Here is a 25003-nt window from a genome sequence, read left to right as displayed (position 1 = left end):
CCGGCGCGGGCCCGCCCGTGGGGGCGGCTGGTGGGGCCCGCTGCTCACAGCGCCGCGTACGTCACCGGGTCCGTGTCCTCCACTGCCTCCGCGTGGCCCAGTTTCACCAGGCGGCGCAGGTGGGCCTCCGCCTCGGAGACCGCGATGTTGCGGGAGCCGTAGGGGATCTGGTCCCACGGGCGGTTCCACTCCATGCGTTCGGCGAGCTGCCAGGGGGTGAGGGGGGTGGCCAGGAGCGTACGGAGGTCGGTGAGGCGGGCCGCGTGGTGGGCGAGGAGTTCGGTGACACGTGCGGCCGGGGTGGTGAAGGCGTGCTGGTGGGCGGGGAGGACTTCGGCGGCGTCGAGGGCCGCGATGCGTTCGAGGGAGGAGAGGTAGTCGCCGAGGGGGTCGGTGACGGTGGTGTCGTCGGGGTCCTCGTACAGGCCGATGTGGGGGGTGATGCCGGGGAGCAGGTGGTCGCCGGAGAAGAGGCGGCCCCGGCCGGGGAGGTTGCCCGGGTGCTGTTCCTCCAGGTGGAGGCAGACGTGTCCCGGGGTGTGGCCGGGGGTCCAGATCGCGCGCAGGGTGCGGCCCGCGAGGGGGAGCAGGTCGCCGGGGGTGATCTCGCGGTCGGGGAGGGCGGCGTCGAGGCCCGGGAGGGTGCGCATCCGGCCGGAGTCGCGGGCGGCGAGGAGGGGGGCGAGGTGGTCGGGCGGGGCGCCGGCGGAGGCGAGTTTGGCGGTCAGGTAGTCGAGCCAGACGCCGGGTTCGGCGCTGCGGGTGCGGCGGACCACCTCCGCGTCGGCGGCGTGCATCGCGATCCACGCCCCGGACGCCTCCCGGACCTGCCCGGAGAGGCCGTGGTGGTCGGGGTGGTGGTGGGTGATGAGGACGCCGTGGATGTCCTCGATGCGTACGCCGAGGGAGGCGAGGCCGGTGGTGAGGGCGGACCAGGAGGCGGGGTCGTCCCAGCCGGTGTCGATGAGGACCGGGCCCCGGTCGGTGTCCAGGAGGTGGACGAGGGTGTGGCCCAGGGGGTTGTCGGGGATCGGGACCTTGATGCTCCAGACGCCGCCGCCGTGGTCGATGGTGGCGGGTGTGTCCGTGCCGTCGCCCCTGCGGTGCGTGTGCTCCGTCATGGCTCCCCCAACTGTCCTGTGCGGTGCGGGACTTGCCTCGCCGTCACTATAACTAGAACCGGTTCCAGTGGGGGTGGGGGTTCAACCCCTAGACGGAACCGGGGTGTTGTCGGGGGCGGCCCCTGGTTCTCCCCGATGGGCGGGCTGACCGTACACGGACAGGATTCAGGTCATGACGAACACGACGTACGCCACCCCCACCCCCACGTTCTCCCTCACTCGGACTGCCTTCGTCGCCGGGCCCGTCGCCCTCGGCGCGTACGGCGTCATCCGGCTGCTCAGCGAGCGCGGCACGCCGAGCGCCGGGTGGACGGCGGGCCATCTCGCCATGCTGGTCGGGGTGTTGCTCTTCGTTCCTGTGATGCTGCACCTGCGCGGACTGGCCCCGGAGGGCCGCCGCGTCCCGGCCGTCGTCGCGCTCGCCGTCGGCCTGGTGGGGCTGTTCGCCACCGCCGTGCAGGCCGTCGTCGACCTGGCGGCCGGGCTCCTGGCGGACGACCGTGCCGGGATGGTCGAGATCTTCCAGCGGGTCAAGGAGGTGCCGGGGGTGGAGCCCGTCGTGTACGGGGTGGTCCCGCCGCTCTTCTTCCTCGGCGTGATCGGCCTGGCCGCGCTCACCGCGCTCCCGGTGCGGACCCGGGCGTTCATGGCCGGCGCTCTCGCCCTCGGTACCGTGCTGATGGCCCTCGACCTCAACTTCCTCGCCCTGGGCGGCCTGTGCTTCCTCCTCGCCCTCGCCCCGCTCGCCCGGGGCGGCAGGGTCGCACCCCTTCCCCGTACGAACTAGAACTGGTATCAGTTCGGGGAAGGAAGCTGATAGGGCGTCAGCAACTGGCGCGCACCGGGCCGTAACTCGCGGGAGGCAGCAGCAATGACCGAACTCGTGGAACACCAACAGCTCTTCATCGCAGGGCAGTTGACCGACCCCCACGGCGACGACGTCATCGAAGTGGTCTCCCCGCACACCGAGCAGGTGATCGGCCGCGTCCCGCACGCCGACCGCGCCGACGTGGACCGCGCGGTCGCCGCCGCCCGCGAGGCCTTCGACACGGGCGAGTGGCCCCGTAAGACGCTCGACGAGCGGATCGCCGTCGTCACCCGCATCAAGGACGCCATAGCGGTCCGCCACGAGGAGATCGCCCGCGTCATCTCCTCGGAGAACGGCACCCCGTACACCGCGAGCGTGATGATGCAGGCGCTCGCCGCGATGATGGTGTGGGACTCGGCGATCAAGGTCGCGCAGGAGGTGCCGTTCGAGACGGCCCGCACCGGGGTGCTCGGCAATCTGCTCATCCGCCGCGAGCCCGTCGGCGTCGTGGCGGCGGTGGTCCCCTGGAACGTCCCCCAGTTCACGGCCGCCGCCAAGCTCGCTCCCGCCCTGCTCGCCGGCTGCACGGTCGTCCTGAAGGTCTCGCCGGAAACGCCCCTCGACTCCTACCTCCTCGCCGAGATCTGCACGGAGGCGGGCCTGCCCGAGGGCGTCCTCTCGATCATCCCGGCGGACCGGGAGGTCAGCGAGTACCTGGTCGGGCACCCGGACGTCGACAAGGTGTCCTTCACCGGTTCGGTCGCGGCGGGCAAGCGCGTGATGGAGGTCGCCTCGCGCAATCTCACCCGCGTGACGCTGGAACTGGGCGGCAAGTCGGCCGCCGTGCTCCTCGAAGACGCCGACCTGGCCACGACGGTCGCGGGCCTGGTCCCCTTCTCCTGGATGCTCAACGGCCAGGCGTGCGTCGCCCAGACCCGGATCCTGGCCCCCGCCTCCCGCTACGACGAATTCGCGGAAGCCTTCGCGGCGGCGGCCAACGCCCTCAAGGTCGGCGACCCGATGGACCCGGCGACCGAGGTCGGCCCCCTGGTCGCCCGCCGCCAGCAGCAGCGCTCCCTCGACTACATCCGCATCGGCCAGGAGGAGGGCGCGAAGATCCTCGCGGGCGGCGGCCGCCCCGCCTCCCAGCAACGCGGCTGGTACGTCGAGCCGACCCTCTTCGGCGGGGTCGACAACTCCATGCGGATCGCCCGCGAGGAGATCTTCGGCCCGGTGATCTGCCTCCTCCCGTACGAGAACGAATCCGACGCGATCCGCATCGCCAACGACTCCGAGTACGGCCTGAGCGGCAGCGTCTGGACGGCGGACGTCGAGCGCGGCATCGAAGTCGCCCGCTCGGTCCGCACCGGCACCTACTCCGTGAACACCTTCAGCATGGACATGATGGGCCCGTTCGGCGGCTACAAGAACTCCGGCCTGGGCCGCGAGTTCGGCCCCGAGGGCTACGGCGAATACCTGGAGCACAAGATGATCCACCTCCCCGCCGGCCACGAGGGAGCGTGACCACGATGGGCGACCGCTGGCAGGTCGAGGTGGACCGGGGAGTGTGCATCGGCTCCGGCATGTGCGTGAACACGGCCCCGTCCGCCTTCCGCCTGGACTCCGCCCGCCAGTCCCACCCGGTCGCGTCCACGGTGGACGCGGACGAGGACGTACTGGCGGCGGCGGAGGGCTGCCCGGTGGAGGCGATCGCGATCGCGCTGCGGGAGTCGGGGGAGGCGGTGTTTCCGCCGGAGGAGTAGGGGTTCCGCTGCACGAGCTCTCCCCGCCCGCCCCTCCCTGCCCCGCATGCGGCAGGGAGGGCTGCCTAGGGTTGGTCGCCGGTTCGTCCGGACGTGGGGTGCCGGGTGGCGGAGAGGGTGGGATGAGCGAGGGATGGGACGACCTGTGGCCCGTTGTGGCGGAGGTCGAGCGGGAGCAGTGGGGGTACGTGCCGTTCGAGCGCGTGGGGCCGCTGCGGTTCGGGATGCGTGAGCCGGAGGCCCTGGCTGTCATGGCGGCTGCGGGATTCGCCTGCGAGGCTGAGGTGCAGCGCGGCCACATCAAGGGAAAGGTCACGTTCCGCAAGTCGGCCGAGCGCGGAGGCGAGCCGGACGTCACGGCCTACTTCGTCGATCACCTCGACGCCGAGGGGCTGACCTGCGTCACCGTCGACGGGCGGGGCGGCCCGCAGGTCACTTGGGAGGGGATCAAACTGATCGGCCGGGTGCCGTCGCAGTTGACGGCCGAGTTCCTGGACTACGTGGAGGCGCGCGACCTGGGCTTCGGGTTCTCTGTGCAGGGGGACGTATTTCCGGTGGACCAGGGGTTCATCCCGGCAACCCAGCGTGCGGGCGACGTCCTCGTGACGCGCGCGATGTTCGCGAACCCCGAGGGGTGGGCCTTCACCGTGGACGACTGTATTCCGCAGGAAGCGTGGGGCGTCCGCTGAAACCGGACTTTCTCACCCCTCCTCCGACGTCAGGTCGATCAAGCGGCAGACCGTTTCGATGTCGATCTTGACCTGGGCGATCGAGGCCCGGCCCGAGAGCCAGGTGATCAGGGCCGAGTGCCAGGTGTGTTCGATCACGCGGACCGCCGAGAGCTGTTCGGGGGTGGGGCGGTCGGTCGGGGCGTTCAGGCCCATCGCGTCGAGGATGATCGCCGTGGTCTGGCGGGAGACCGTGTCGACTTCGGGGCTCACCGAGCGGTCGGCGAAGGTCAGGGCGCGGACCATCGCGTCGGCGAGGTTCGGTTCGCGCTGGAGGGCGCGGAAGGCGCGCATCAGGGTTTCCGCGACGCGTTCGGAGGGGGAGGACGTCGCCGGGGGGCGCTTGCGGAGCGTGGTGTGGAGGTGACTCAGCTGGTCCTGCATGGTGGCGACCAGGAGGTGGATCTTGGAGGGGAAGTAGCGGTAGAGGGTGCCGAGGGCGACCTCGGCGGCCTCGGCCACCTCGCGCATCTGGACCGCGTCGAAGCCGCCCCGGCTCGCCAGCTGTGCGCTCGCGTGCAGGATGCGGCGGCGGCGGGCCTCCTGGCGCTCCGTGAGGGGAGGGGTGCCCGGGGTGGCGGCGCCCCGGGGGCCGGGGGTGGCGGCGCCCCGAGTGCTGCCGGTGCCGGCACCGGTTCCCGCTGCGGCCGTGGTTCTGGCTTCCGCTTTCATCTGACCCCGTGTCCCCGTGTCGTACCCAGTGCCCTGCTGAGTCGTGCTGAGTCGTGCTGTGCGTCGTGGCGCGAATCACCTGATCCGGACCTTACGCCGCTCCGTCCTGCCGGTAGATTCAAAGCTCCGTGTTCGATCAACACTGGAACTTGTTCTAGATTAGCGCCAGCGGCTACGCTCCGGCGGAAGTGCGTCAAGAAGGGGGCCGAGAGTGACCGCTGAGGCCGTACAGGCGGGCCCCCGTGCCGGGGTCGACACCAGTGCCGCGAGCGCCGGGAGTGACCGGCCGCTGAGGATCGCGCTGCTCTCGTACAAGGGGAACCCGTTCTGCGGCGGGCAGGGCGTGTACGTACGTCACCTGTCGCGCGAGCTGGCGCGGCTCGGGCACAGCGTGGAAGTGCTGGGCGCGCAGCCGTACCCCGTGCTGGACGGCGGGGTTCCGCTGACCGAGCTGCCGAGCCTCGATCTTTACCGCAGCCCCGACCCCTTCCGTACGCCGGGGCGCGACGAGTTCCGGGACTGGGTCGACGCGGTCGAGTTCGCGACCATGCGGACCGGCGGGTTTCCCGAGCCGCTCACCTTCTCGCTGCGGGCCAAGCGTCATCTGGCAGGCCGCAAGGGCGAGTTCGACGTCGTGCACGACAACCAGACGCTCGGGTACGGGCTGCTCGGGGATCTCGGCGCGCCGCTCGTGACGACGATTCATCACCCGATCACCGTGGACCGGCAGCTCGATCTCGATGCCGCCGAGGGGCGGCTCAAGCGGGCCTCCGTGCGCCGCTGGTACGGGTTCACGCGCATGCAGAAACGTGTCGCCCGCCGCCTGCCCTCCGTCCTCACCGTCTCCGGGTCCTCCCAGGCCGAGATCGTCGAGCACCTCGGGGTGCGCCGCGACCGGATTCATGTGGTGCACATCGGGGCTGATACGGACCTGTGGTCGCCGGATGCGACCGTGCCGGAGGTTCCCGGGCGGATCGTGACCACGTCCAGTGCCGACGTCCCGCTCAAGGGGCTCGTGTATCTCGTCGAGGCGCTCGCCAAGCTGCGTTCCGAGCGGCCCGACGCCCACCTCGTCGTCGTCGGCAAGCGCGCCGAGGACGGGCCCGTCGCCCAGGCCATCGAGCGGTACGGGCTCGGGCACGCCGTCGAGTTCGTGAAGGGCATCAGCGACGCGGAGCTCGTCGACCTCGTACGCAGCGCCCAGGTGGCCTGCGTGCCCTCCCTGTACGAAGGGTTCTCGCTTCCGGCGGCCGAGGCCATGGCCACCGGCACCCCGCTCGTCGCGACCACCGGCGGGGCCATCCCCGAGGTCGCGGGACCGGACGGGGAGACCTGTCTCGCCGTCCCGCCGGGCGACCCGGACGCCCTCGCCGGGCAGCTGTCCCGGCTGCTGGGCGACGCCGACCTCCGCACCCGGCTCGGCGCCGCCGGGCGCGCCCGCGTGCTGGCGAAGTTCACCTGGACGCAGGCCGCCATCGGCACCGCCGAGCGCTACCGCGCAGCCATCGCGGCCCAGGCCCGCGCGCCCAAGTCGTAGGCGCCGCAAGGCACTTGACGTATGCAAGACCGTTCACACCGTTTTACCTGCCGCCGGACGAAAGCTGAGCACCCGTGCTGACCGTGGACTTCTCCCGCTTCCCGCTCGCCCCGGGCGACCGCGTCCTCGACCTGGGCTGCGGCGCAGGCCGGCACGCCTTCGAGTGCTACCGGCGCGGCGCCCAGGTGGTGGCCCTCGACCAGAACGGCGAGGAGATCCGCGAGGTCGCCAAGTGGTTCGCCGCCATGAAGGAGGCCGGTGAGGCCCCGGAGGGCGCCACCGCCACCGCCATGGAGGGCGACGCACTCAACCTCCCCTTCCCGGACGCCTCCTTCGACGTCGTGATCATCAGCGAGGTCATGGAGCACATCCCGGACGACAAGGGCGTGCTCGCCGAGATGGTGCGTGTGCTGAAGCCCGGCGGGCGCATCGCCGTCACCGTGCCGCGCTACGGGCCCGAGAAGGTCTGCTGGGCGCTCTCCGACGCGTACCACGAGGTCGAGGGCGGGCACATCCGCATCTACAAGGCCGACGAGCTGCTCGGCAAGATGCGGGAGGCCGGGCTCAAGCCGTACGGCCAGCACCACGCGCACGCCCTGCACTCGCCGTACTGGTGGCTCAAGTGCGCTTTTGGCGTCGACAACGACAAGGCGCTGCCGGTCAAGGCGTACCACAAGCTCCTGGTCTGGGACATCATGAAGAAGCCCCTGCTCACCAAGGTCGCCGAGCAGGCCCTCAACCCGGTCATCGGCAAGAGCTTCGTCGCGTACGCCACCAAGCCGCACCTTCCCGTCGGCGCGGCCGCGTCCGGTACGGACACCAAGTGACGAGCCCCGGGTACACCGAACACCTCGTCCTGGAAGGCGTCCTGACGGACGATCAGGCCAGGGAGACCGTCGCCGGAATACTCGCCGTGCAGCGCGCGGACGGCGCCATACCGTGGTTCCGCGGCCACCACCTCGACCCGTGGGACCACACCGAGGCCGCCATGGCGCTCGACGCGGCCGGCGAGCACGAGGCCGCCGCCCGCGCGTACGAGTGGCTGGCCCGCCACCAGAACCCGGACGGCTCCTGGTACGCGGCGTACCACGACGGCGACCACACGCAGGCCACCGACCGCTCCCGCGAGACCAACTTCTGTGCCTACATCGCGGTGGGCGTCTGGCACCACTACCTCGCCACCGGCGACGACGCGTTCGTCGACCGGATGTGGCCCGCCGTGTACGCGGCCGTGGAGTTCGTTCTCGGACTCCAGCAGCCCGGCGGCGAGATCGGCTGGAAGCGGGAGGAGGACGGGTCACCCGTCAACGACGCGCTCCTGACCGGCAGTTCGTCCATCCACCAGGCGCTGCGCTGCGCCCTCGCCATCGCCGAGCAGCGCGAAGAGCCGCAGCCCGACTGGGAGTTGGCGGTCGGCGCGCTCCGGCACGCCATCCAGTCCCACCCCGAGCGCTTCCTCGACAAGAACCGCTACTCGATGGACTGGTACTACCCGGTACTCGCCGGAGCCCTCACCGGTACCGCCGCCAAGGAACGCATCGAGGCCCAGTGGGACGACTTCGTCGTGCCCGGCCTCGGGGTGCGCTGCGTGCTCCCCAACCCGTGGGTCACGGGCGGCGAGAGCTGCGAACTCGCCCTGGCGCTCTGGGCGATGGGGGAGTCGGACCGGGCCCTGGAGATCCTCCAGTCCGTCCAGCACCTGCGCGCCGACGACGGCAGCGGCCTGTACTGGACGGGCTACGTCTTCGAGGACAAAGCGATCTGGCCGCAGGAGCTGACCACCTGGACGGCGGGCTCCCTGCTGCTCGCCGTGGCCGCCCTCGGCGGCGACGAGGCCACCTGCGCGGTGTTCAGCGGCGAGCGGCTGCCGCTGGGTCTTGACCCGGACTGCTGCTGAGTCCGTACGGGGGCGGGGTGCGTCAGCTGCGGCGTACCGCGCCCGCGATGGCGTGGCCCACGAAGAGGTAGACGACGGCGGGCAGACCGTAGCCCGCCACCACGCGCGCCCACTCCTCGTCGAACGTGAACAGGTCGTACGACCAGCCCGCCAGGAAGTGCGCGGCGTCCTTGATGAAGCCGACCAGCGCGTTCCCCTGGTTGGCGTCCAGTAGGTAGAACAGGATCCACAGGCCCAGGATCAGGGCGGCGATGTCCGCGACGACGGCGATCAGCGTCGCGGCAGGATTTCCGGTGCGCGTGCGTGTCGGCATGCCGAACATGTTGCCTATAAGGACCGCGTCAAACCCGGATGGCCCTGCCCTGGTGGTGGGTGCACGGGGTGCGGGTGACGCTGCGGGGAAGTGCTGTCGTCGTCACCGGCCCCGGGAGGCCCGCCGTGCCCCGTAACGTCCTCACCGCCACCCCTGCCCGCCGCGCGCTCGTCGCGGTGCCGCTGACCTGCGCGCTGGTGATGCCGCTGGCGGCCTGCAACGACAAGGACAAGGGCAGTGCGGCGAACGCGTCCTCGTCGGCGAACGCCACGGCCTCTCCCACCACCGAGTTCGAGAAGCAGAAGCTGGCCAAGACCCGTTTCGTCGCCAACGCGTCGCTGGCGGCGGGGGCCGCGTACCAGTGGATCGTGAAGCCCTTCAAGGCGGGCAAGTTCCAGAGCGGTGCGGACGGGCGGAAGTTCGCGCTGGTCAAGGCCGGTCTCGCGGGAGCCTTCACGTACAACAGGCTGAAGGCGGCGGTGAACAACGCCAAGGGCGACCCGCTGCTGTCCAAGGCGGTCGCCCCGCTCTCCGACGGCATCGAGTCCCTCAAGGGCCTCGGCTCCAAGCTGGCGGCGGGCAGTGTCGGCGCGGGCGAGATCGGGCTCTTCGAGAAGGTCATCGGGAATGTGAAGGACGCGGGCAAGGGGGCGGGCGCGGAGGTCACCGACAAGGTGCCGTCGGCGGGCGAGCTGGCCAAGGGCGGCACCCCGGCCCAGCTCCCGGGGCAGCTTCCCGGCCGGCCCGAGGACCGGGTCGCACGCTAGCCCTCACGCATTCAGCCCCGCCAGCACCCTCAGCGTGTGCGGGTCCGGGGACGTGACCAGGAGGTCCGTCACCGGGCCCTTGCGCCACAGCTCCAGGCGTTCCGCGATCCGGGCACGCGGGCCGACCAGCGAGATCTCGTCCGCGAAGGCGTCCGGAACGGCCAGCACCGCCTCCTGCTTGCGCCCGGCGAGGAACAGCTCCTGGATGCGGCGGGCCTCCTCCTCGTACCCCATGCGGGCCATCAGGTCGGCGTGGAAGTTCTTCGCGGCATGCCCCATGCCGCCGATGTAGAAGCCGAGCATCGCCTTCACCGGCAACAGCCCCTCGGAGACGTCGTCGCAGACGTGCGCGCGAGCCATGGGAGCCACCATGAAATCCCTTGGCAGGGAAGGCAGTTGATAGACATCCGGACGCATCGGCGACCAGTACAGCGGCAGCCAGCCGTCCGCGATGCGGGTGGTCTGCTCGATGTTCTTCGGGCCCTCCGCGCCGAGCAGGACCGGCAGGTCGGCGCGGAGCGGGTGCACGATCGGCTTCAGCGGCTTGCCGATGCCGGCGCCGTCCGCGCCCCGGTACGGATGCGCGTGGAAGCGCCCGGCCAGTTCCACCGGGGCCTCGCGGCGCAGCACCTGGCGCACCACGTCGACGTACTCCCGGGTGGCCGTCAGCGGGCTGCGGGGGAAGGGGCGGCCGTACCAGCCCTCCACCACCTGCGGTCCGGACAGTCCGAGCCCGAGCATCATCCGCCCGCCCGACAGATGGTCCAGGGTCAGTGCGTGCATGGCCGTCGCGGTCGGGGTGCGGGCCGCCATCTGCACGATCGCGGTGCCCAGCCGGATCCGGGTGGTGTGCGCCGCGTACCAGGTCAGCGGGGTGAACGCGTCCGAGCCCCATGCCTCCGACGTCCACACCGAGTCGTACCCCAGCCGCTCCGCCTCCTGCACGAGCGCCAGGTGACCGGGGTCGGGGCCGCGCCCCCAGTAACCGAGCGCAAGGCCAAGTCGCATGCCGGGACCTCCCGTTGACGTAACTGACACACAGTCAGACACGCAGACTGTACGGTCGCGGACCGGCCCGGACAAGGCAGCGGCCCGGGCGCGGCGGCGGCCAGGCAGCGGCCCGGACACGGCAGCGGCCAGGCAGCGGCCCGGACACGGCAGCGGCCCCCGCCTCGGTGTGAGGCGGGGGCCGCTGAAGAGTGCGCGTACGTCAGCCGCGCTGGATGCCCGTGGTGTCCTGGAGCAGGCCGCGACGGCCGTCCTGGGTCTGGGCGATCAGGCCCGGACCGCGCTGGTCCACGGCCAAGTACCAGGTGCCGGGGGCCAGTTCCGCGATCGGGGTCGGCGAGCCGTCCTCCGGGTACAGCGGGCGCGCCACCGGAACGGCGAACCAGAACGGCGCGAAGCCCGACGCGTCGGCGGCGGCCGGGGCCTGCCCGCCCTGCGAGGGCTGCGCCTGCGCGGCGGCGGCCTGCGGGTCCTGGGCGCCGGCCGGGTAGCCGTAGCCGCCGGTGGCGGGCTGGCCGCCGTACGACTGCTGCTGGCCGCCCGGGTAGCCGTAACCGGTGCCGGGCTGGGCGCCGTACGGCTGGCCCGCGACGGTCGGCTTCGGGGCGCTCATCAGCGGGGCCTTCAGCGCGGGGACCAGCGGGGACGCGACCGCGCCCGCCGCCAGGGCCAGGGCGCCGATCAGGCCGATGATCATGCCCGGACCGCTGCGGCCGCCGTCGACGATCGTCCAGAACGCCGACCAGGCCGCGAAGATGGCCAGCGCGACGCCGAACTGCCCGAGCTCGATCCCGGCGACCTTGCGCTGCCCCGGCAGGCCGCGGGCGATGACGATCAGCGCCGCGGCGATGATGCCCCCGAGGTAGATGGTCATCAGCGAGGGAAGCACTTCCCAGGCATTGACGCTGACGGACGGCGGGCAGTAGTTGCCGACGCACCTGGTCTCGACGGAGTACAGGTTGAGGAACGAGGCGATGAACAGCACCACCGCTGCTGCGATCACCACCCCATCGCCTCGTGTGAGAGAGCGGATGTTCACTTAAAGTCCTTTGTCAGTCGTCTACTTCGGGGTTTATCGGGGCGGTATCGGAGCAGTTGTCGCGGCGTCGGTGCAACGCGGATCACGCGTGGACTCGGCGCTGGGCTCAGGGGCGGCTCGGGGCGGTTCCCCATCGTACGGATGAATGTATCGTCCGGCCGATGGGGCCGTCCCCTTCGTTGCCGGTCGGTAACCTGCCCCCCGCACCGGCCGCCGGAGTGCCCTACCCCCGCAGGAAGGCGCTGATGCCCTCGGCCATGCCCCGGGCGGCCTTCTGCCGCCAGGCGGGGTCGGTCATCAGGGCGATGTCCTTGCGGTCGCGCATGTTTCCGCACTCGATGAAGACCTTCGGCACGGTCGACAGGTTGAGCCCGCCGAGGTCCCGGCGGACCACCAAACCATTGGGCGCGTCAAGGTAGTTGGCGGGCGCGTCCCCGGTCTCCCGGACGAAGTTGCCGACGATCGCCTCGCCCAGGGTGCGCGAAGGACCGACGATCGAAGAGGTGTCCGCGGCCCCGGATTTCACCCGTGCGGGCAGGATCACATGGAAGCCGCGATTGCCGGACGAGGACCCGTCCGCATGGATGGACAGCACGGCGTCGGCCTTCGCGGCGTTGCCGATACGGGCGCGTTCGTCGACACAGGGCCCGTACGGGCGGTCGGCGTTCTGGGTGAATTTGACGGTTGCGCCCTGCTTTTCGAGAAGCGTTTTCAGACGGCGCGAAACATCGAGTGTGAATTCCGCCTCGGTGTAACCGGCATTGCTCGCCGTACCCGTGGTGTCGCATTCCTTGCTGTTCGTTCCGATGTTCACCTGGCGATTGATTTCGCGAGTGTGCCGGAAATTCCCGGGGTTGTGCCCGGGGTCGACGACGACGACCCGGCCGGCGAGGGGACCGGTGCCGGGCTTGGGGTCGGGGTCGGGCGCGGTGGTGGTCCTCGCGGGGGCCGAGGGCGTGGTGGACGTCACCGGCGGGGCGGGGCTGCTGCCCCCTGCCGCGGACGCCGTGTTCTGCGTGCTCTGGCTCGGCAGGGGAAGCACCTTCGGGGGCGGCTCGTCCCCGGGCCCGCTCATCGCCTGCCAGACGAGCCACCCCGCCAGAGCGGTGGGCACCAGGGCGGCGGCCACGATGAGCGCGGTGCCGCGCCCTCGGCGCGGGGGCTCCCGGTATTCGGGCTCGGGCGGGTCTGCGTGGGGGAACTGACCGTCGTACGACACAGGGCGATGCTATGCGGGACGCTCAGATCCCCGGGCCGGTACGCCGCAGGACGCGCAGGGAGTCGGTCACCGAGACCTCCGTGAACGCGCCGGACGTGAGGGCCCGCTGGTGCACGCGGTACGGGGCCTGGCCGCCGTCGGCCGGGTCCGGGAAGACGTCGTGGATGACGAGCAGCCCCTCGGGCGCGACGTGCGGGGCCCACCCCTCGTAGTCCCCGTTCGCGTGCTCGTCGGTGTGCCCGCCGTCGATGAAGACCAGGGCCAGCGGGGTGCCCCAGAGCCGGGCGGCCCGGGGCGACTTCCCGACGAGCGCGACGACGTGCTCCTCCAGCCCCGCCTTGTGCAGGGTGCGCCGGAAGGTCGGCAGCGTGTCCATGACGCCCACCTCCGGGTCCACGACCGTCGGGTCGTGGTACTCCCACCCCGGCTGCTGCTCCTCGCTGCCCCGGTGGTGGTCGACGGTGACGGCAGTGACACCGGCCTCGCGGGCGGCGTCGGCGAGGAGGAGGGTCGAGCGCCCGCAGTACGTCCCGACTTCGAGGAGGGGGAGGCGGAGCCGCTGCGCCGCCTCGGCCGCTGCGGCGTACAGGGCGAGCCCTTCCCCGACCGGCATGAACCCCTTGGCGGCCTCGAAGGCGGCGAGGATGTCGGGCTTGGGGGCGGCGGCGCTCATGGCTCTCCTGGGGGGGGGCAGGGTGGGTCGGACTGGGGTCATGGTGCCGTACGGGGTCGGGGGCGCGGGGAGCGGGCCCCTAGCTCGGGGCGTACGGCCAGTGCGGGTCGTCCCAGCGGGCGGGGGTCGGCAGGCCCATGAGGCGGACCTGGTGCAGGAGGGCCTCCGGGGGAGCTCGATGGCGGGGACCTTGAGCGGGTCGGGCTCCTCCTGGGGTGCCTCTCCGGGGACGGGGAGGTCCTTACCGATACGAGGGGGCTGCTGTTCACTCCGGGAGCGCTGCCCCCCGGGCCCCGTTTCGCCCCAGCCCCGCCCCTTCACCTAAACCCGCGGGGCAATTGAGGGTTTCCGTGCGGCTTGGGTGGGTGGCTGGGCGCGCAGTTCCCCGCGTCCCTGGCGGGGCTGCGAATCAGCCCGTCGATGGGGTACCCGGGCAGCAACCCACCACCAGGCCTCGCGAGTTCAGGTGAAGGGGCGGGGCTGGGGCGAACACACCCCGGTACCGGGGGCGGTGCGGACGGAGCCCGCCCGGGAGCAATCCCGACCCTCGTCTGACCTTCCGTCAGAATGGAACGTGTTCTACTCTGCACCGCCATGGGCATCGGAATCACACGCGAACACCGCGAGTTGGCCGAAGCAGTACGCGGCTGGGTCGCACGGGTGGCGTCCCCGCAGGACGTACGGAAGATCCTGGACGGCGAGGACGGGGGCGGCGGCCGGCCGCCGTACTGGGACGGGGCCGCCGCCATGGGCCTCCTGGACGTGCACCTCCCGGAGGGCGGCGGCGGAAGCCTCCTCGACCTCGCCGTCGTCCTGGAGGAGACCGGCCGGGCCGCCCTCCCCGGCCCCTTCCTGCCGAGCGTGCTCGCAGCGGACCTGCTGGTCAGGGGTGGAAAGGGCGGGCTCGCCGCCGGGCACCCCGTCGCCGCCGCGGCCACCGCCCCCGGCAGCCTCACCGCCGTCGCCGTGGACGGCGGGTACCTCCTCGACGGCACCGCCCCGCCCGTCCTTGGCGCCGCCCCCGGCATCGACCTCGTCCTGCTCGCCGCCGAAGCCGCCCACGGGACGGTGTGGCTGGCCGTCGACGCCGGTGACCTGGAGATACGTACGCACACCTCCGCCGACCCCACCCGGCCGACCGGGGAAGTCGTCGCCCGCAACACCCTCGTCCCCGGCGACCGCCAACTCGGCCTGACCACCGCCCTCGTGAGCGACCTCGCCGCGATCCTGTACGCCGCCGACGCCTGCGGCACCGCCGGGTGGGCCCTCGACACCGCCACCGCGTACGCCAAGGTGCGCGAGCAGTTCGGGCGGCCGATCGGGCAGTTCCAGGCGGTCAAGCATCTGTGTGCCGACATGCTGGTACGGGTCGAGCAGGCGCGGGCGCTGGTGTGGGACGCGGCGAACGCCGTCGACGAAGCCCCGGACGTACGCGGCCTCGCCGCCGCCCTCGCCGCCGCGACCGCCCTCGACGCCGCCTTCTCCTGCGCCAAGGACTGCATCCAGATCCTCGGCGGCATCGGCTTCACCTGGGAGCACGACGCCCACCTCCACCTCCGCCGCGCCCTCGTCGCCCGGCAGTTGCTCGGCGCGGGCGACGGGCACCGGCTGCGTGCCGTGCGGCTGGCCGCCGCCGGGGCCCGGCGCGAGCTGCGCATGGAACTCCCGGCCGAGGCCGAGACATACCGGCGGCAGGCGAGGGAGGTCGTCGAGCAGGCGCGCGGGCTCGACCCGGGTGCGGCCCGCCGGGCACTCGCGCCGACCGGGTACGCCGCCCCGCACCTTCCCGTGCCGTACGGACTGGGCGCAGGCCCCGTGCAACAGCTCGCCGTGCAGCGGGAGTTGAAGGAGGCGGGAGTCGCCCTCAGCGCGCTCGGGATCTCGACGTGGGTCGTGCCCTCGCTCATCGCGTACGGGGCGGACGAGCAGAAGGAGCGGTTCGTACTGCCAACACTGCGGGGGGAGTTGATGTGGTGTCAGCTCTTCTCGGAGCCGGACGCGGGCTCCGACCTCGCCTCGCTCCGGACGCGTGCCGAGCGTACCGAGGACGGCCGCTGGCGGATCAGCGGGCAGAAGGTGTGGACGTCCGCCGCCCAGTGGGCCGACTACGGGATTCTCCTCGCCCGCACCGACCCGGACGCCCCGACCAAGCATCAGGGGCTCGGGTACTTCGTGGTCGACATGAAGAACACGGACGGGATCGACATCCGTCCGCTCAAGGAGATCACCGGGGACTCGCTCTTCAACGAGGTGTACTTCGATGATGCGGTCCTCCCGGCGAACGCCCTGGTGGGGGAGGAGACCGGCGGCTGGAAGGTCGCCCGCAACACCCTCGGGAACGAGCGCGTGCACATGGCCGACCAGGTCGCCTTCGACACCGGACTCGAAGCCCTGATCACCCGCGCCGCCGACCTCGACGGCGCGACCCGCGCCCGCGTCGGGGCCCTCGCCGCCGAGGCGCACGCCCTCGCCTGCATCGGGCTGCGGACCACCCTCCAGCAGGTCGACGGGCTGGAGGCCGGGGCGGGGGCCAGCGTGCGCAAGCTCGTGCAGACCCCGCACCAGCAGAAGATCACCGAGCTGGCGCTCGAACTCCTCGGCCCGGAAGGGGCGTTGAGGGAGGGCGCCGGGGAGCGGGCCGTGCACGGGTTCCTGATGTCGCGGTGCCTGACCATCGCGGGCGGCACCACCCAGGTCCAGCTGAACGTCGTCGCCGAGCGCATCCTCGGCCTGCCACGGGACTAGGAAGAGGACACGTTTCATGAAGGCGTACATCGTCGGTGTCGGGATGACCAAGTTCGAGAAGCCGGAGTCGAAGGACTGGCAGTACTGGGACATGGTCAAGGAGGCGGGCGGGGCGGCCCTCGCGGACGCCTCGGTCGCGTACGGGCAGGTGCAGCAGGTGCCCGTCGGGTACTGCTTCCAGGCGTCCACGGCCGGTCAACGGGCCGTCTACGAGCTGGGATTGAGCGGAGTTCCTGTCTACAACGTCAACAACAACTGTGCGACCGGGGCGACCGCCCTGATGATGGCCCGGCAGTTCGTCGAGGGCGGCCTCGCGGACTGCGTGCTCGCGCTCGGCTTCGAGAAGATGAAGCGCGGGGCGCTGGGCGGCGGGAGCGACGGCGGTGACTTCAAGACCTCACCCGTGGCCCGGCACTACGGCGTCATGGCCGCCCGGCACGGCTTCGAGATGACCCCGCCCACCGCCCAGATCTTCGGCAACGCCGCCCGCGAGCACATGGAGCGGTACGGCACTACCGAGGCGCAGCTCGCGGCCGTCGGGGCGAAGAACCACCGGCACTCGGTGAACAACCCGTACGCCCAGTTCCAGGACCCGTACACCGTCGAGGAGGTCCTCGCGGCGAAGACCATCCACCGGCCGCTGACCAAGCTCCAGTGCTCGCCGACCTCGGACGGGGCGGCGGCGGCCGTCGTCGTCTCGGAGCGGTTCGTCGTCCAGCACGGGCTGCACGACAAGGCCGTCGAGATCGCCGGGCAGGCCATGACCACCGACACCGAGGAGTCCTTCGCCTCCGGGTCCTGCATCGACGTCGTCGGCAAGCCCATGTCGCGGGCCGCCGCCGGGCAGGCGTACGAGACGGCCGGGCTCGGCATCGAGGACGTCGACGTGATCGAGCTGCACGACTGCTTCTCCGTGAACGAGCTGCTGACGTACGAAGCGCTGGGCATGTGCCCCGACGGGGCGTCCGGCAAGCTCGTGGAGTCCGGCGCGACGACGTACGGGGGGCGCTGGGTGGTCAACCCGTCCGGCGGGCTGATCTCCAAGGGGCACCCGCTGGGCGCGACCGGCCTCGCCCAGGCCGCCGAGCTGACCTGGCAGCTTCGCGGGCAGGCGGGGGCGCGGCAGGTGGAGGGCGCACGGGTGGGGCTCGCGCACAACATCGGGCTCGGCGGGGCGGCCGTCGTGACCCTGCTCCGGAAGTCCTAGGTCCTCCGGCTGCGGGGTGTGCTCCGTATCGCGGATGTACGGGGCACGCGGCACCTGCGACCATGACAGGCATGGTCCACCGTTCCTCCGGCGCGCCCGCCGACCCCGCAGTTCCCCGAATATCTTCGACCCCGCAGCGCCCCGTCCGTACCTGGGCGGTCGTGCTGGCGGCCTGTGCCGGACAGTTCCTGGTCGTCCTCGACGTGTCCGTCGTGAACGTGGCGCTGCCGTCCATGCGCGCCGACCTCGGCATGACCGCCGGGGGCTTGCAGTGGGTGGTCAACGCCTACTCGATCGCCTTCGCCGGGTTCATGCTGCTGGGCGGGCGGGCCGCCGACATCTTCGGGCGGAAGCTGACCTTCCTCGTCGGGCTCGGGGTCTTCACCGCCGCCTCGCTGGCGGGCGGGCTCGCCCAGGAGGGGTGGCAGCTGCTGGCCGCGCGGGCCGTGCAGGGACTGGGGGCCGCGGTGCTGGCCCCGGCCACGCTGACCATCCTGACCTCGGCGGTGCCGGAGGGTGCGGCCCGTACCCGGGCGATCGGCACCTGGTCGGCGGTGGGCGCGGGCGGCGGCGCAGCGGGCGGCTTCGTCGGCGGCCTGCTGACGGACTCGCTGTCCTGGCGCTGGGTGCTCCTGATCAACGTGCCGATCGGCGCGCTGGTCCTGGTCGGGGCCTTCTTCTGGCTCACCGAGAGCCACTCGCGGGCCGGCCGCCGCCTCGACCTGCCGGGAGCGGTGCTGGTCACGGCGGGGCTCGCCACCCTCGCGTACGGCATCGTGCAGACGGAGGCCGAGGGCTGGACGGCGGCGGCCACCCTCGTCCCGCTGGCGGGCGGACTGCTGCTGATCGGCCTCTTCCTGCTGGTGGAGGCGCGGGCCAAGGCCCCGCTGATGCCGCTGAAGCTCTTCAGGGTGCGGTCGGTGTCGGCGGCGAACGCGGCGATGTTCGTCAACGGCTCCGCGATGTTCTGCATGTGGTTCTTCATGACGCTGTACGCCCAGAACGTGCTGGGATACACGCCGCTCGGGGCGGGCCTCGCCCTGGTGCCCAGTTCCCTGGCCATCGTCACCGGCTCCAAGCTGGCCCCGCGCCTGATGGCCCGCGTCGGGGCGCGGAACCTGGCGGCCCTCGGCACGCTGATCGCCGCCACCGGGTACGGCTGGCAGTCGACGATGAGCGCGGACGGTTCGTACGCGACGGCCATCCTGGGCCCCGGCATCCTGATGATGCTGGGTGCGGGTCTGGCCTCCACGCCGCTCGCCGCCCTGGCCACCTCCGGTGCCGCGCCCGGGGACGCGGGCCTGGTCTCCGGCCTGATCAACACCTCCCGGACGATGGGCGGGGCGCTGGGGCTCGCCGTCCTCTCCACGGTCGCCGCGTCGCGGACCGGGGGAGGGACGGGCCCCGAGGCGCTGACCGCCGGGTACGCGCTGGCGTTCCGGACGGGGACGGGGGTGCTGCTGTTCGGGGTGCTGCTGATGCTGGTGTGGCTGCCGAGGGGGCCGAGGAAGGCCACCGGGGAGCCGGTGGTGGCGTCGGTCGCCGAGGAGGCGGCCAGCACCGCCAAGGCCGGAGGCTAGAGCCGACCCGGAGGCTAGTGTCGGCCCGGAGGCTAGAGCCAGCCCTGCTGGCGGGCGGAGCGGACGGCCTCCATGCGGTTGCGGGTGCCGGTCTTGCCGATGGCGGAGGACAGGTAGTTCCGTACGGTCGACTCCGACAGGTGCACCTTCGCGGCGATGTCCGCGACGGTCGCGCCGTCGACGGCGGCGTTGAGGACGTCCCGCTCGCGCGGCGTCAGCGGGCTCGGCCCGGAACTGAGGGCGGCCGCGGCGAGGGCCGGGTCGATAACGGTCTCGCCGGTGAGGATGCGGCGGACGGCCTCGGCCAGCTCCTCCACGGGCCCGTCCTTGACCAGGAACCCCGAGGCTCCGGCCTCCATCGCCCGACGCAGATAGCCGGGCCGCCCGAAGGTGGTCAGGATCAGCACCCGGCAGTCCGGGACCTCCTCGCGCAGGAGGGCGGCGGCGTCGAGGCCGCTCATGCCGGGCAGCTCGATGTCCAGGAGGGCGACGTCGGGGCGGGCCTCCAGGGCGGTGCTGACGATGCGGTCGCCGGCGGCGACCTGGGCGACGACCTCCATGTCCTCCTCAAGACCGAGGAGGAGCGCGAGGGCGCCGCGCATCATGCCCTGGTCTTCGGCGAGAAGGATGCGGATGGACTTGGCGGGGCGGCGGTGGGTGTCGGTCACGGGGTCAGGGTATGGCGGGGCCGCCCCGGACGGAGGGCAGGGCGGCTTTCCGGGGAACGGGCTGCCTTCCCGGGAGCGGGCTGCTTTTCCCGGGAACGGCAACAGATCTTGCCGGGGCCGGGACGCCACGGTGCAATGAGGGGCATGGAGCACTCGCCCGCCATCGCCCAGGCGCTGTCCGACGTCGGCCCCCGGCTCCAGCGCCTGCGGGCCGCCCGGGGGATGACCCTCGCCGCGCTCTCCGAGGCCACCGGGATCTCCACCAGCACCCTCTCCCGGCTGGAGTCCGGGCAGCGCCGCCCCAGCCTGGAGCTGCTGCTGCCCATCTCGCAGGCCCACCAGGTCCCGCTGGACGACCTCGTCGGCGCCCCCGAGGTCGGCGACCCCCGGGTCCGCATCAAGCCCCGGCACGTGCACGGCTCGACCGTGCTGCCGCTGACCCACGGCACCGGCCCCCTCCAGGCGTACAAGATGATCCTGCCGACCACCCGCAGCACCCCGGAGGCCCGTACTCACGAGGGGTACGAGTGGCTGTACGTCCTCTCCGGGCGGCTGCGCCTCGTCCTCGGCGACCGGGACCTGGTGCTCGAAGCGGGCGAGGCGGCCGAGTTCGACACCCGGCTGCCGCACTGGTTCGGCAGCACCGGCAAGGCCCCCGTCGAGGTGCTCAGTCTCTTCGGGAGCCAGGGCGAGCGGATGCACGTACGGGCGAGGCCGCGCGGCCGGCAGGACTGAGCGTCAGGACTGAGCGTCAGGGCCGAGCGTCAGGTCTGAGCGTCAGGACGGGCTCAACTCGCGTGCCTCCACCGGGAGTTCTGCCCGCACCACGAAGCCCCCGCGCGGCCCGGGGCCTGCCGTGAGGCTGCCGCCCGCCGATGCGAGACGCTCCGTGAGCCCCTTGAGGCCGTTCCCGCCCGGTGCGGCACCGTCCGCCGCCTCCCGCCCGTCGTCCGAGACCTCCAGGCGTACGCGTTCCTCGTTGCCCTCCACCGCGATCGTGCACCGGGCCGCGCCCTGGCTGTGCCGTACGACATTGGTGACGGCCTCCCGCACCACCCACCCCAGCAGCGCCTCGGCCTGCGGCTCCAGCGGCGGGCCCGACTGGCGCACCACCGGCTCGATGCCGACGGCCGACAACGCCGAGCGGGCGCCGTCCAGTTCGGTCGTCAGGCTGCCCTCGCGGTACCCGGTGACGGCCTCGCGGATCTCGGTGAGCGCCTGGCGGCCCACGGACTCGATGTCGGAGACCTGGGCGAGCGCGGCGTCCAGGTCGCGCGGGGCGAGCCGCCGGGCCGCCTCGGACTTCACGACGATCACCGACAGGGTGTGCCCGAGCAGGTCGTGCAGGTCCCGGGAGAAACGCAGCCGCTCCTTCTCGACGGCGGTACGGGCCAACTCCTGCCGGGTGGAGCGGAGTTCCTTGACCGTTTCGGAGAGGGTGAGGATGGCGGAAGTGACGAGGCCCGAGATCAGGGTCCCGTACGCGATGTTGATGGCGCCCCAGCCGTCCCGCCACCCGGCGATCACACCCGCCAGCACTGCCAGTGCGAGCATGACCTTGCCGACCTTGGGCCCCCGGATCATCGCGCCGGTGGCGAGCCCCGTCAGCATCCAGAACAGGAGCCACGGCCCGCCGTACATGACCGACATGAACGCGGTGATCGCCCCGAGCCCGGCCAGTGCGACCTTGGTGCTCGTCGCCTCCCGCGACCTCTTGTGGAAGGCCCGCAACACCACATAGATGTAAAGGGAGTTGAAGGTCAGCAGGCAGATGGCGCCGACCCACGGATTGTCGGTCTCGCCCTTGATGAGGTTGGAGAAAGCCCCCATCCCCATCAGCAGCCACGGCAGCATGGAGAAGCCGTTGGGCGGGCCCATGTGCTCGGGACCCATCTCGCCCCGCTTCTTCTTGGCCCGCCATTCGGCGCGCCGGGCGGGCCAGTCGGCCTTCCAGCTCTTGTCGATCAGCGGCACGGTCGCACCTTCCTCAGACCCTGCGGACTCCGTCGCCCCGCTATGCGGTGCGCGCGGCCTTCCGGTACGAGACGACAGCGTACGAGCCGAAGATCAGCAGCCACCCGAGCAGCACCACGACCGCGAGCACGCCGGGCGCCTCGCCGCGCCCGAGGGCGGTGCCCAGCTCGGAGACGGCCCGGGTCGGCGTGTACGTACCGATCCCCTGGATCCACCCGGGGAAGAACTGCATCGGGAACCACAGCCCACCGAGAATCGAGAACCCGAGGTTGCACCCCACGTTCACGACCCCCGTGCTCTGCGCGGACAACCGGTACCCGTTGCCGATCCCGAGCAAGGTGAACGGCAACGAACCGAACCACAACAACAGCACCACCACTGCCCACTGCCATACGGCCATGCTCACCCCGTTGATCAGCCCTCCCACGGCCAGGACCGCGAGGATCGCGGGCAGCACGACGACCGAGGCGGTCAGCGCCCGCCCGACGACGACCTGCGCCGGCGTCATGGGCGTGATCCGCAACTGCCGCAGCCAGCCGAGCGATTTGTCCTCGGCGACGCCGGTGCCGGCGGAGAGCGCGGCACCGAGCGCGCCGTACGTAGCCATACCGATCATGGAAGCGGTCTTCCACTCGCTGTCGGCGCCGCCGCCGATGTTCGTGAACAGCAGATACATCAGCACGGGCATCCCGATGCCGAAGATGACGAACCCGGTGTCGCGCAGGGTGCGCCGGGTCTCCAGGGCGACATAGTCGAGTACGAGTGCCATCAGACGTTCTCCTCCATGCGAGCGGCGGCGGGGCGGGCGTCGGGGTCGGTGAGCCGGAGGAAGGCGTCCTCCAGGGTGGCGGGGGCGACTTCGAGCCCGCGTACGGCGTTCCGCTGGGCCAGTGCGACGACGGTCGCGTCCGAGTCGTCCGTACGGAGCCGGGCCCGGTCCCCGCGGATCTCGACCTCGGTGACGCCCGGCAGCAGGGACAGCCCTTCACTCGGCCGCCCCGCCAGGTCGAACGACACGAGATTCCCGCCCGCCGCACGGCGCAACTGGTCCCCGCTGCCGTCGGCGACGATGCGGCCGCGGTCGATGACGACGATGCGGGAGGCGTTCTCGTCGGCCTCGGTGAGGTAGTGCGTGGAGAACAGCACCGTCTTGCCGCGGGCGGCGAACCGCCGCATCGAATCCCACAGTGCCCGCCGCGCCTCGACGTCGAGCGCGGCCGTCGGCTCGTCCAGCACCACCAGATCCGGATCCCCGACCAACGCGATGGCGAACCGCACCCGCTGGATCTGCCCGCCGGACAGCCGGTCGGCCCGCCGCGCCCCGAACTCGCCGATCCCGGCGAGGTCGAGTGCCTCGTCCAGTGGCATGGCCCGCGGATACGTCTTCGCCACGAACCCCACCAACTCCCGCACGGTGACCCGGGGAATGGGCCGCCCGTCCTGCAGCATGGCGCCGACCCGCCCCGCTTGCACGGCCCGGGCCGGAGCCCCGCCGAAGAGCCGGACGGACCCGGTGTCGGGCTGGTCCAGCCCGAGCAGGAGCCCGATGGTGGTGGACTTCCCGGCCCCGTTGCGGCCGAGGAGGGCGGTGGTCTGGCCCGGCTTCAACTCCAGATCGAGCCCGTCGACGGCCCGAACGGCCCCGAAGGCTTTGGTGGCGGCATCGAACCGGACGGCGGGTCCGGGCGGGGTGGTCTTCGTCATGCAAATGACGCTACGGGGGAGGGGAGTTGACCTGTAGCGCCGCTTGTACGGACTTGGCAGGGACAAATGTCACGGGGTGGGTCGGGGGCCGGTGGGGCTTGGCCGGTACCGGGGGGTGCGGGCAGGGGCCGGGACCGGGGTGGCCCGGTATCGGGCGGGCCGCCCCCTTGCCCGCCCGTCCCGCCCCCGGGGGGCGGCCCCGCCGCCCAAGGGGGCTAGGGGAAGGGAAGGGGGGGGCGGCTTCGCCGCCAGGCGGGGGGATGGTGCCCGGAGGGCATCCATCCAGGGGCGCGGGGAACTGCGCGACCAGCCACGACGCACCCGCACAGGACAGAGACCACAACACCCTCGCACGAACCCACTCAGCCCCGCGGGTTTAGGTGAAGGGGCGGGGCTGGGGCAAAGCGCCGCAGGCAATTGGGGTGCCGCGTGCGGCACAAGCGACCCCCGCCGCAGCAAGCAGAGGACACCGGGCACGGGGGGACCCCGTAAACCTGACGGTACGTCACCTCGTGGGTTCACAAGTGCCGCCCCGTGCGCTATACATGGGGCCCATCGGCCTAGAACGCGTTCTAGAAGTGGACCGCGACCACAAGGCCGACCCCGCACGGCCCCGGCGTGTCCGACGGTGCGGACGGCCACGTCGGGGCCTCCCCGGGAGCCCCCGAAAGCCCCCGGAACCCCCGAAAGCGCCCCCGCCCCGAAGCGACAGGAGCCCCGCCCCATGCCGATCGACGTTGCGAAGGCCCTCGCCGCCGACCCCCGGACCGGAAAGGCCGTCTGGGGCCACAAGGACGTCCAGCTCTACCACCTCGGCCTCGGCGCCGGCGTCCCCGCCACCGACCCCGCCGAACTCCGCTACACCCTGGAGAGCAAACTCCACGTCCTCCCGAGCTTCGCCACCGTCGCGGGCGCGGGCATGGCGATGATGGGCGGCCTCGCGGCCCCCGGCATCGAGGTGGACCTGGCCGCCGTCCTGCACGGCGGCCAGACCGTGACCCTGCACCGTCCGATCCCCACCGAGGGCGACGCCACTCTCACCTCCACCGTCGAGGCCGTGTACGACAAGGGCAAGGCGGCGGTCATCGTCCTGCGCTCCGTCGCCGCCGACGCGGACGGACCCCTCTGGACCAACGACTCCTCCATCTTCGTCCGCGGCGAGGGCGGCTTCGGCGGCGACCGCGGCCCCTCCGTCCGCCTCGAAGTCCCCTCCCGTGAGCCGGATTTCACCGTCACCCGCCCCATCCGCGAGGAGCAGGCCCTCCTCTACCGCCTCTCCGGCGACTGGAACCCCCTGCACGCCGACCCCGACTTCGCGAAGCTGGCGGGCTTCGACAAGCCCATCCTGCACGGCCTGTGCACGTACGGCATGACCCTGAAGGCCGTCGTGGACACGGTCCTCGGCGGCGACGTGACCCGGGTGACCTCGTACGCCACCCGCTTCGCCGGGGTGGTCTTCCCCGGCGAGACCCTGCGCATCCGGATGTGGACCGGCGACGGCCGCACCCAGGTGACGGTGACGGCGGCGGAGCGCGACGACGCGCCGGTGCTCGCGGACACCGTGGTCGACCACGCATGAC

Annotated in this window: 24 protein-coding genes; 13 read left to right on the top strand and 11 right to left on the bottom strand. The window is 72.0% G+C overall.

Features of this window, described 5'->3' with window-relative positions; translation table 11 throughout:
- Positions 1 to 44 precede the first annotated feature (44 nt).
- Positions 45 to 1121, bottom strand: coding sequence for an MBL fold metallo-hydrolase (locus IE269_RS07445; protein WP_189821926.1), 1077 nt, complete (start codon positions 1119 to 1121; stop codon positions 45 to 47).
- A 172-nt stretch (positions 1122 to 1293) separates the two neighbouring features.
- Here IE269_RS07445 and IE269_RS07440 point away from each other — a divergent pair, with 172 nt between their 5' ends.
- The 4 genes from IE269_RS07440 to IE269_RS07425 all read left to right on the top strand — a co-directional run bounded on the left by IE269_RS07440 (position 1294) and on the right by IE269_RS07425 (position 4381).
- On the top strand, positions 1294 to 1908 hold the full coding sequence (locus IE269_RS07440; RefSeq protein WP_189821925.1) for a hypothetical protein: 615 nt from the start codon (positions 1294 to 1296) through the stop codon (positions 1906 to 1908).
- Positions 1909 to 1992: 84 nt separating this feature from the next.
- Entirely contained in the window at positions 1993 to 3453 is a 1461-nt protein-coding gene (locus tag IE269_RS07435; RefSeq protein WP_189821924.1) for an aldehyde dehydrogenase, read from the top strand.
- A gap of 5 nt (positions 3454 to 3458) precedes the next feature.
- On the top strand, positions 3459 to 3692 hold the full coding sequence (locus tag IE269_RS07430) for a ferredoxin (protein ID WP_189822106.1): 234 nt from the start codon (positions 3459 to 3461) through the stop codon (positions 3690 to 3692).
- Between the two features lie 122 nt (positions 3693 to 3814).
- The gene (locus IE269_RS07425) at positions 3815 to 4381 is read left to right on the top strand and encodes a hypothetical protein (RefSeq protein ID WP_189821923.1); all 567 of its coding nucleotides are present in this window, start codon (positions 3815 to 3817) and stop codon (positions 4379 to 4381) included.
- Between the two features lie 12 nt (positions 4382 to 4393).
- Here IE269_RS07425 and IE269_RS07420 read toward each other — a convergent pair whose 3' ends face one another.
- A complete protein-coding gene (locus tag IE269_RS07420; RefSeq protein ID WP_189821922.1) occupies positions 4394 to 5092 on the bottom strand; it encodes a TetR family transcriptional regulator in 699 nt (232 codons plus the stop codon).
- 211 nt (positions 5093 to 5303) lie between these two features.
- On the opposite strand from IE269_RS07420, the gene IE269_RS07415 reads away from it, so the two are divergent.
- The 3 genes from IE269_RS07415 to IE269_RS07405 all read left to right on the top strand — a co-directional run bounded on the left by IE269_RS07415 (position 5304) and on the right by IE269_RS07405 (position 8526).
- Positions 5304 to 6629, top strand: a complete 1326-nt coding sequence (locus IE269_RS07415) for a glycosyltransferase family 4 protein (RefSeq protein ID WP_189821921.1) — start codon at positions 5304 to 5306, stop codon at positions 6627 to 6629.
- A gap of 74 nt (positions 6630 to 6703) precedes the next feature.
- Entirely contained in the window at positions 6704 to 7456 is a 753-nt protein-coding gene (locus tag IE269_RS07410) for a class I SAM-dependent methyltransferase (RefSeq protein ID WP_189821920.1), read from the top strand.
- A complete protein-coding gene (locus IE269_RS07405) occupies positions 7453 to 8526 on the top strand; it encodes a prenyltransferase (protein WP_189821919.1) in 1074 nt (357 codons plus the stop codon). Before IE269_RS07410 ends, IE269_RS07405 begins: the two co-directional genes overlap by 4 nt.
- Before the next feature lie 22 nt (positions 8527 to 8548).
- On the opposite strand, the gene IE269_RS07400 is transcribed toward IE269_RS07405, so the two are convergent.
- Entirely contained in the window at positions 8549 to 8839 is a 291-nt protein-coding gene (locus IE269_RS07400) for a hypothetical protein (RefSeq protein WP_189821918.1), read from the bottom strand.
- A gap of 125 nt (positions 8840 to 8964) precedes the next feature.
- On the opposite strand from IE269_RS07400, the gene IE269_RS07395 reads away from it, so the two are divergent.
- Complete coding sequence (locus IE269_RS07395) at positions 8965 to 9606, top strand: hypothetical protein (protein WP_189822105.1); 642 nt, start codon at positions 8965 to 8967, stop codon at positions 9604 to 9606.
- A 3-nt stretch (positions 9607 to 9609) separates the two neighbouring features.
- Here IE269_RS07395 and IE269_RS07390 read toward each other — a convergent pair whose 3' ends face one another.
- From IE269_RS07390 to IE269_RS07375, 4 genes are all read right to left on the bottom strand, one after another.
- Complete coding sequence (locus IE269_RS07390) at positions 9610 to 10614, bottom strand: LLM class F420-dependent oxidoreductase (protein WP_189821917.1); 1005 nt, start codon at positions 10612 to 10614, stop codon at positions 9610 to 9612.
- A gap of 202 nt (positions 10615 to 10816) precedes the next feature.
- On the bottom strand, positions 10817 to 11653 hold the full coding sequence (locus IE269_RS07385; protein ID WP_189821916.1) for a hypothetical protein: 837 nt from the start codon (positions 11651 to 11653) through the stop codon (positions 10817 to 10819).
- A gap of 223 nt (positions 11654 to 11876) precedes the next feature.
- Positions 11877 to 12872, bottom strand: coding sequence for an N-acetylmuramoyl-L-alanine amidase (locus IE269_RS07380; protein WP_189821915.1), 996 nt, complete (start codon positions 12870 to 12872; stop codon positions 11877 to 11879).
- 22 nt (positions 12873 to 12894) lie between these two features.
- Positions 12895 to 13545 (bottom strand): class I SAM-dependent methyltransferase, encoded by a 651-nt coding sequence (locus IE269_RS07375; RefSeq protein ID WP_189821914.1) that lies wholly within the window; start codon positions 13543 to 13545, stop codon positions 12895 to 12897.
- 594 nt (positions 13546 to 14139) lie between these two features.
- On the opposite strand from IE269_RS07375, the gene IE269_RS07370 reads away from it, so the two are divergent.
- The 3 genes from IE269_RS07370 (at position 14140) to IE269_RS07360 (ending at position 19077) form a co-directional block, all read left to right on the top strand.
- Positions 14140 to 16290: an acyl-CoA dehydrogenase family protein gene (locus tag IE269_RS07370; RefSeq protein WP_189821913.1), complete on the top strand. Its 2151-nt coding sequence runs from the start codon at positions 14140 to 14142 to the stop codon at positions 16288 to 16290.
- 16 nt (positions 16291 to 16306) lie between these two features.
- Positions 16307 to 17497 carry a lipid-transfer protein gene (locus tag IE269_RS07365; protein WP_189821912.1) on the top strand — a complete coding sequence of 397 codons (1191 nt, stop codon included), beginning with the start codon at positions 16307 to 16309 and terminating at the stop codon, positions 17495 to 17497.
- 62 nt (positions 17498 to 17559) lie between these two features.
- Positions 17560 to 19077 carry an MFS transporter gene (locus IE269_RS07360; protein WP_438817638.1) on the top strand — a complete coding sequence of 506 codons (1518 nt, stop codon included), beginning with the start codon at positions 17560 to 17562 and terminating at the stop codon, positions 19075 to 19077.
- Between the two features lie 32 nt (positions 19078 to 19109).
- On the opposite strand, the gene IE269_RS07355 is transcribed toward IE269_RS07360, so the two are convergent.
- Positions 19110 to 19745 (bottom strand): response regulator transcription factor, encoded by a 636-nt coding sequence (locus IE269_RS07355; RefSeq protein WP_189821910.1) that lies wholly within the window; start codon positions 19743 to 19745, stop codon positions 19110 to 19112.
- Between the two features lie 144 nt (positions 19746 to 19889).
- On the opposite strand from IE269_RS07355, the gene IE269_RS07350 reads away from it, so the two are divergent.
- Positions 19890 to 20480, top strand: a complete 591-nt coding sequence (locus IE269_RS07350; RefSeq protein WP_189821909.1) for a helix-turn-helix domain-containing protein — start codon at positions 19890 to 19892, stop codon at positions 20478 to 20480.
- 42 nt (positions 20481 to 20522) lie between these two features.
- Here the strand turns inward: IE269_RS07350 and IE269_RS07345 are convergent, their stop codons facing one another.
- The 3 genes from IE269_RS07345 to IE269_RS07335 are packed head-to-tail and all read right to left on the bottom strand — an operon-like array spanning position 20523 to position 23423.
- Positions 20523 to 21719, bottom strand: a complete 1197-nt coding sequence (locus IE269_RS07345; protein WP_438817637.1) for a sensor histidine kinase — start codon at positions 21717 to 21719, stop codon at positions 20523 to 20525.
- Between the two features lie 40 nt (positions 21720 to 21759).
- Positions 21760 to 22488 carry an ABC transporter permease gene (locus IE269_RS07340; protein ID WP_189821908.1) on the bottom strand — a complete coding sequence of 243 codons (729 nt, stop codon included), beginning with the start codon at positions 22486 to 22488 and terminating at the stop codon, positions 21760 to 21762.
- Complete coding sequence (locus IE269_RS07335) at positions 22488 to 23423, bottom strand: ABC transporter ATP-binding protein (RefSeq protein WP_189821907.1); 936 nt, start codon at positions 23421 to 23423, stop codon at positions 22488 to 22490. The genes IE269_RS07340 and IE269_RS07335 overlap by 1 nt, the downstream gene beginning before the upstream one ends.
- Positions 23424 to 24147: 724 nt before the next feature.
- On the opposite strand from IE269_RS07335, the gene IE269_RS07330 reads away from it, so the two are divergent.
- Positions 24148 to 25002 (top strand): MaoC/PaaZ C-terminal domain-containing protein, encoded by an 855-nt coding sequence (locus tag IE269_RS07330; RefSeq protein WP_189821906.1) that lies wholly within the window; start codon positions 24148 to 24150, stop codon positions 25000 to 25002.
- The last annotated feature ends 1 nt before the right edge of the window (position 25003 follow it).

The sequence above is a fragment of the Streptomyces spiroverticillatus genome, from assembly GCA_014650415.1.
GTDB lineage: Bacteria > Actinomycetota > Actinomycetes > Streptomycetales > Streptomycetaceae > Streptomyces > Streptomyces spiroverticillatus.
Note: the sequence above shows the minus strand (reverse complement) of the source record. Positions and strands in the feature narration are given on the sequence as shown.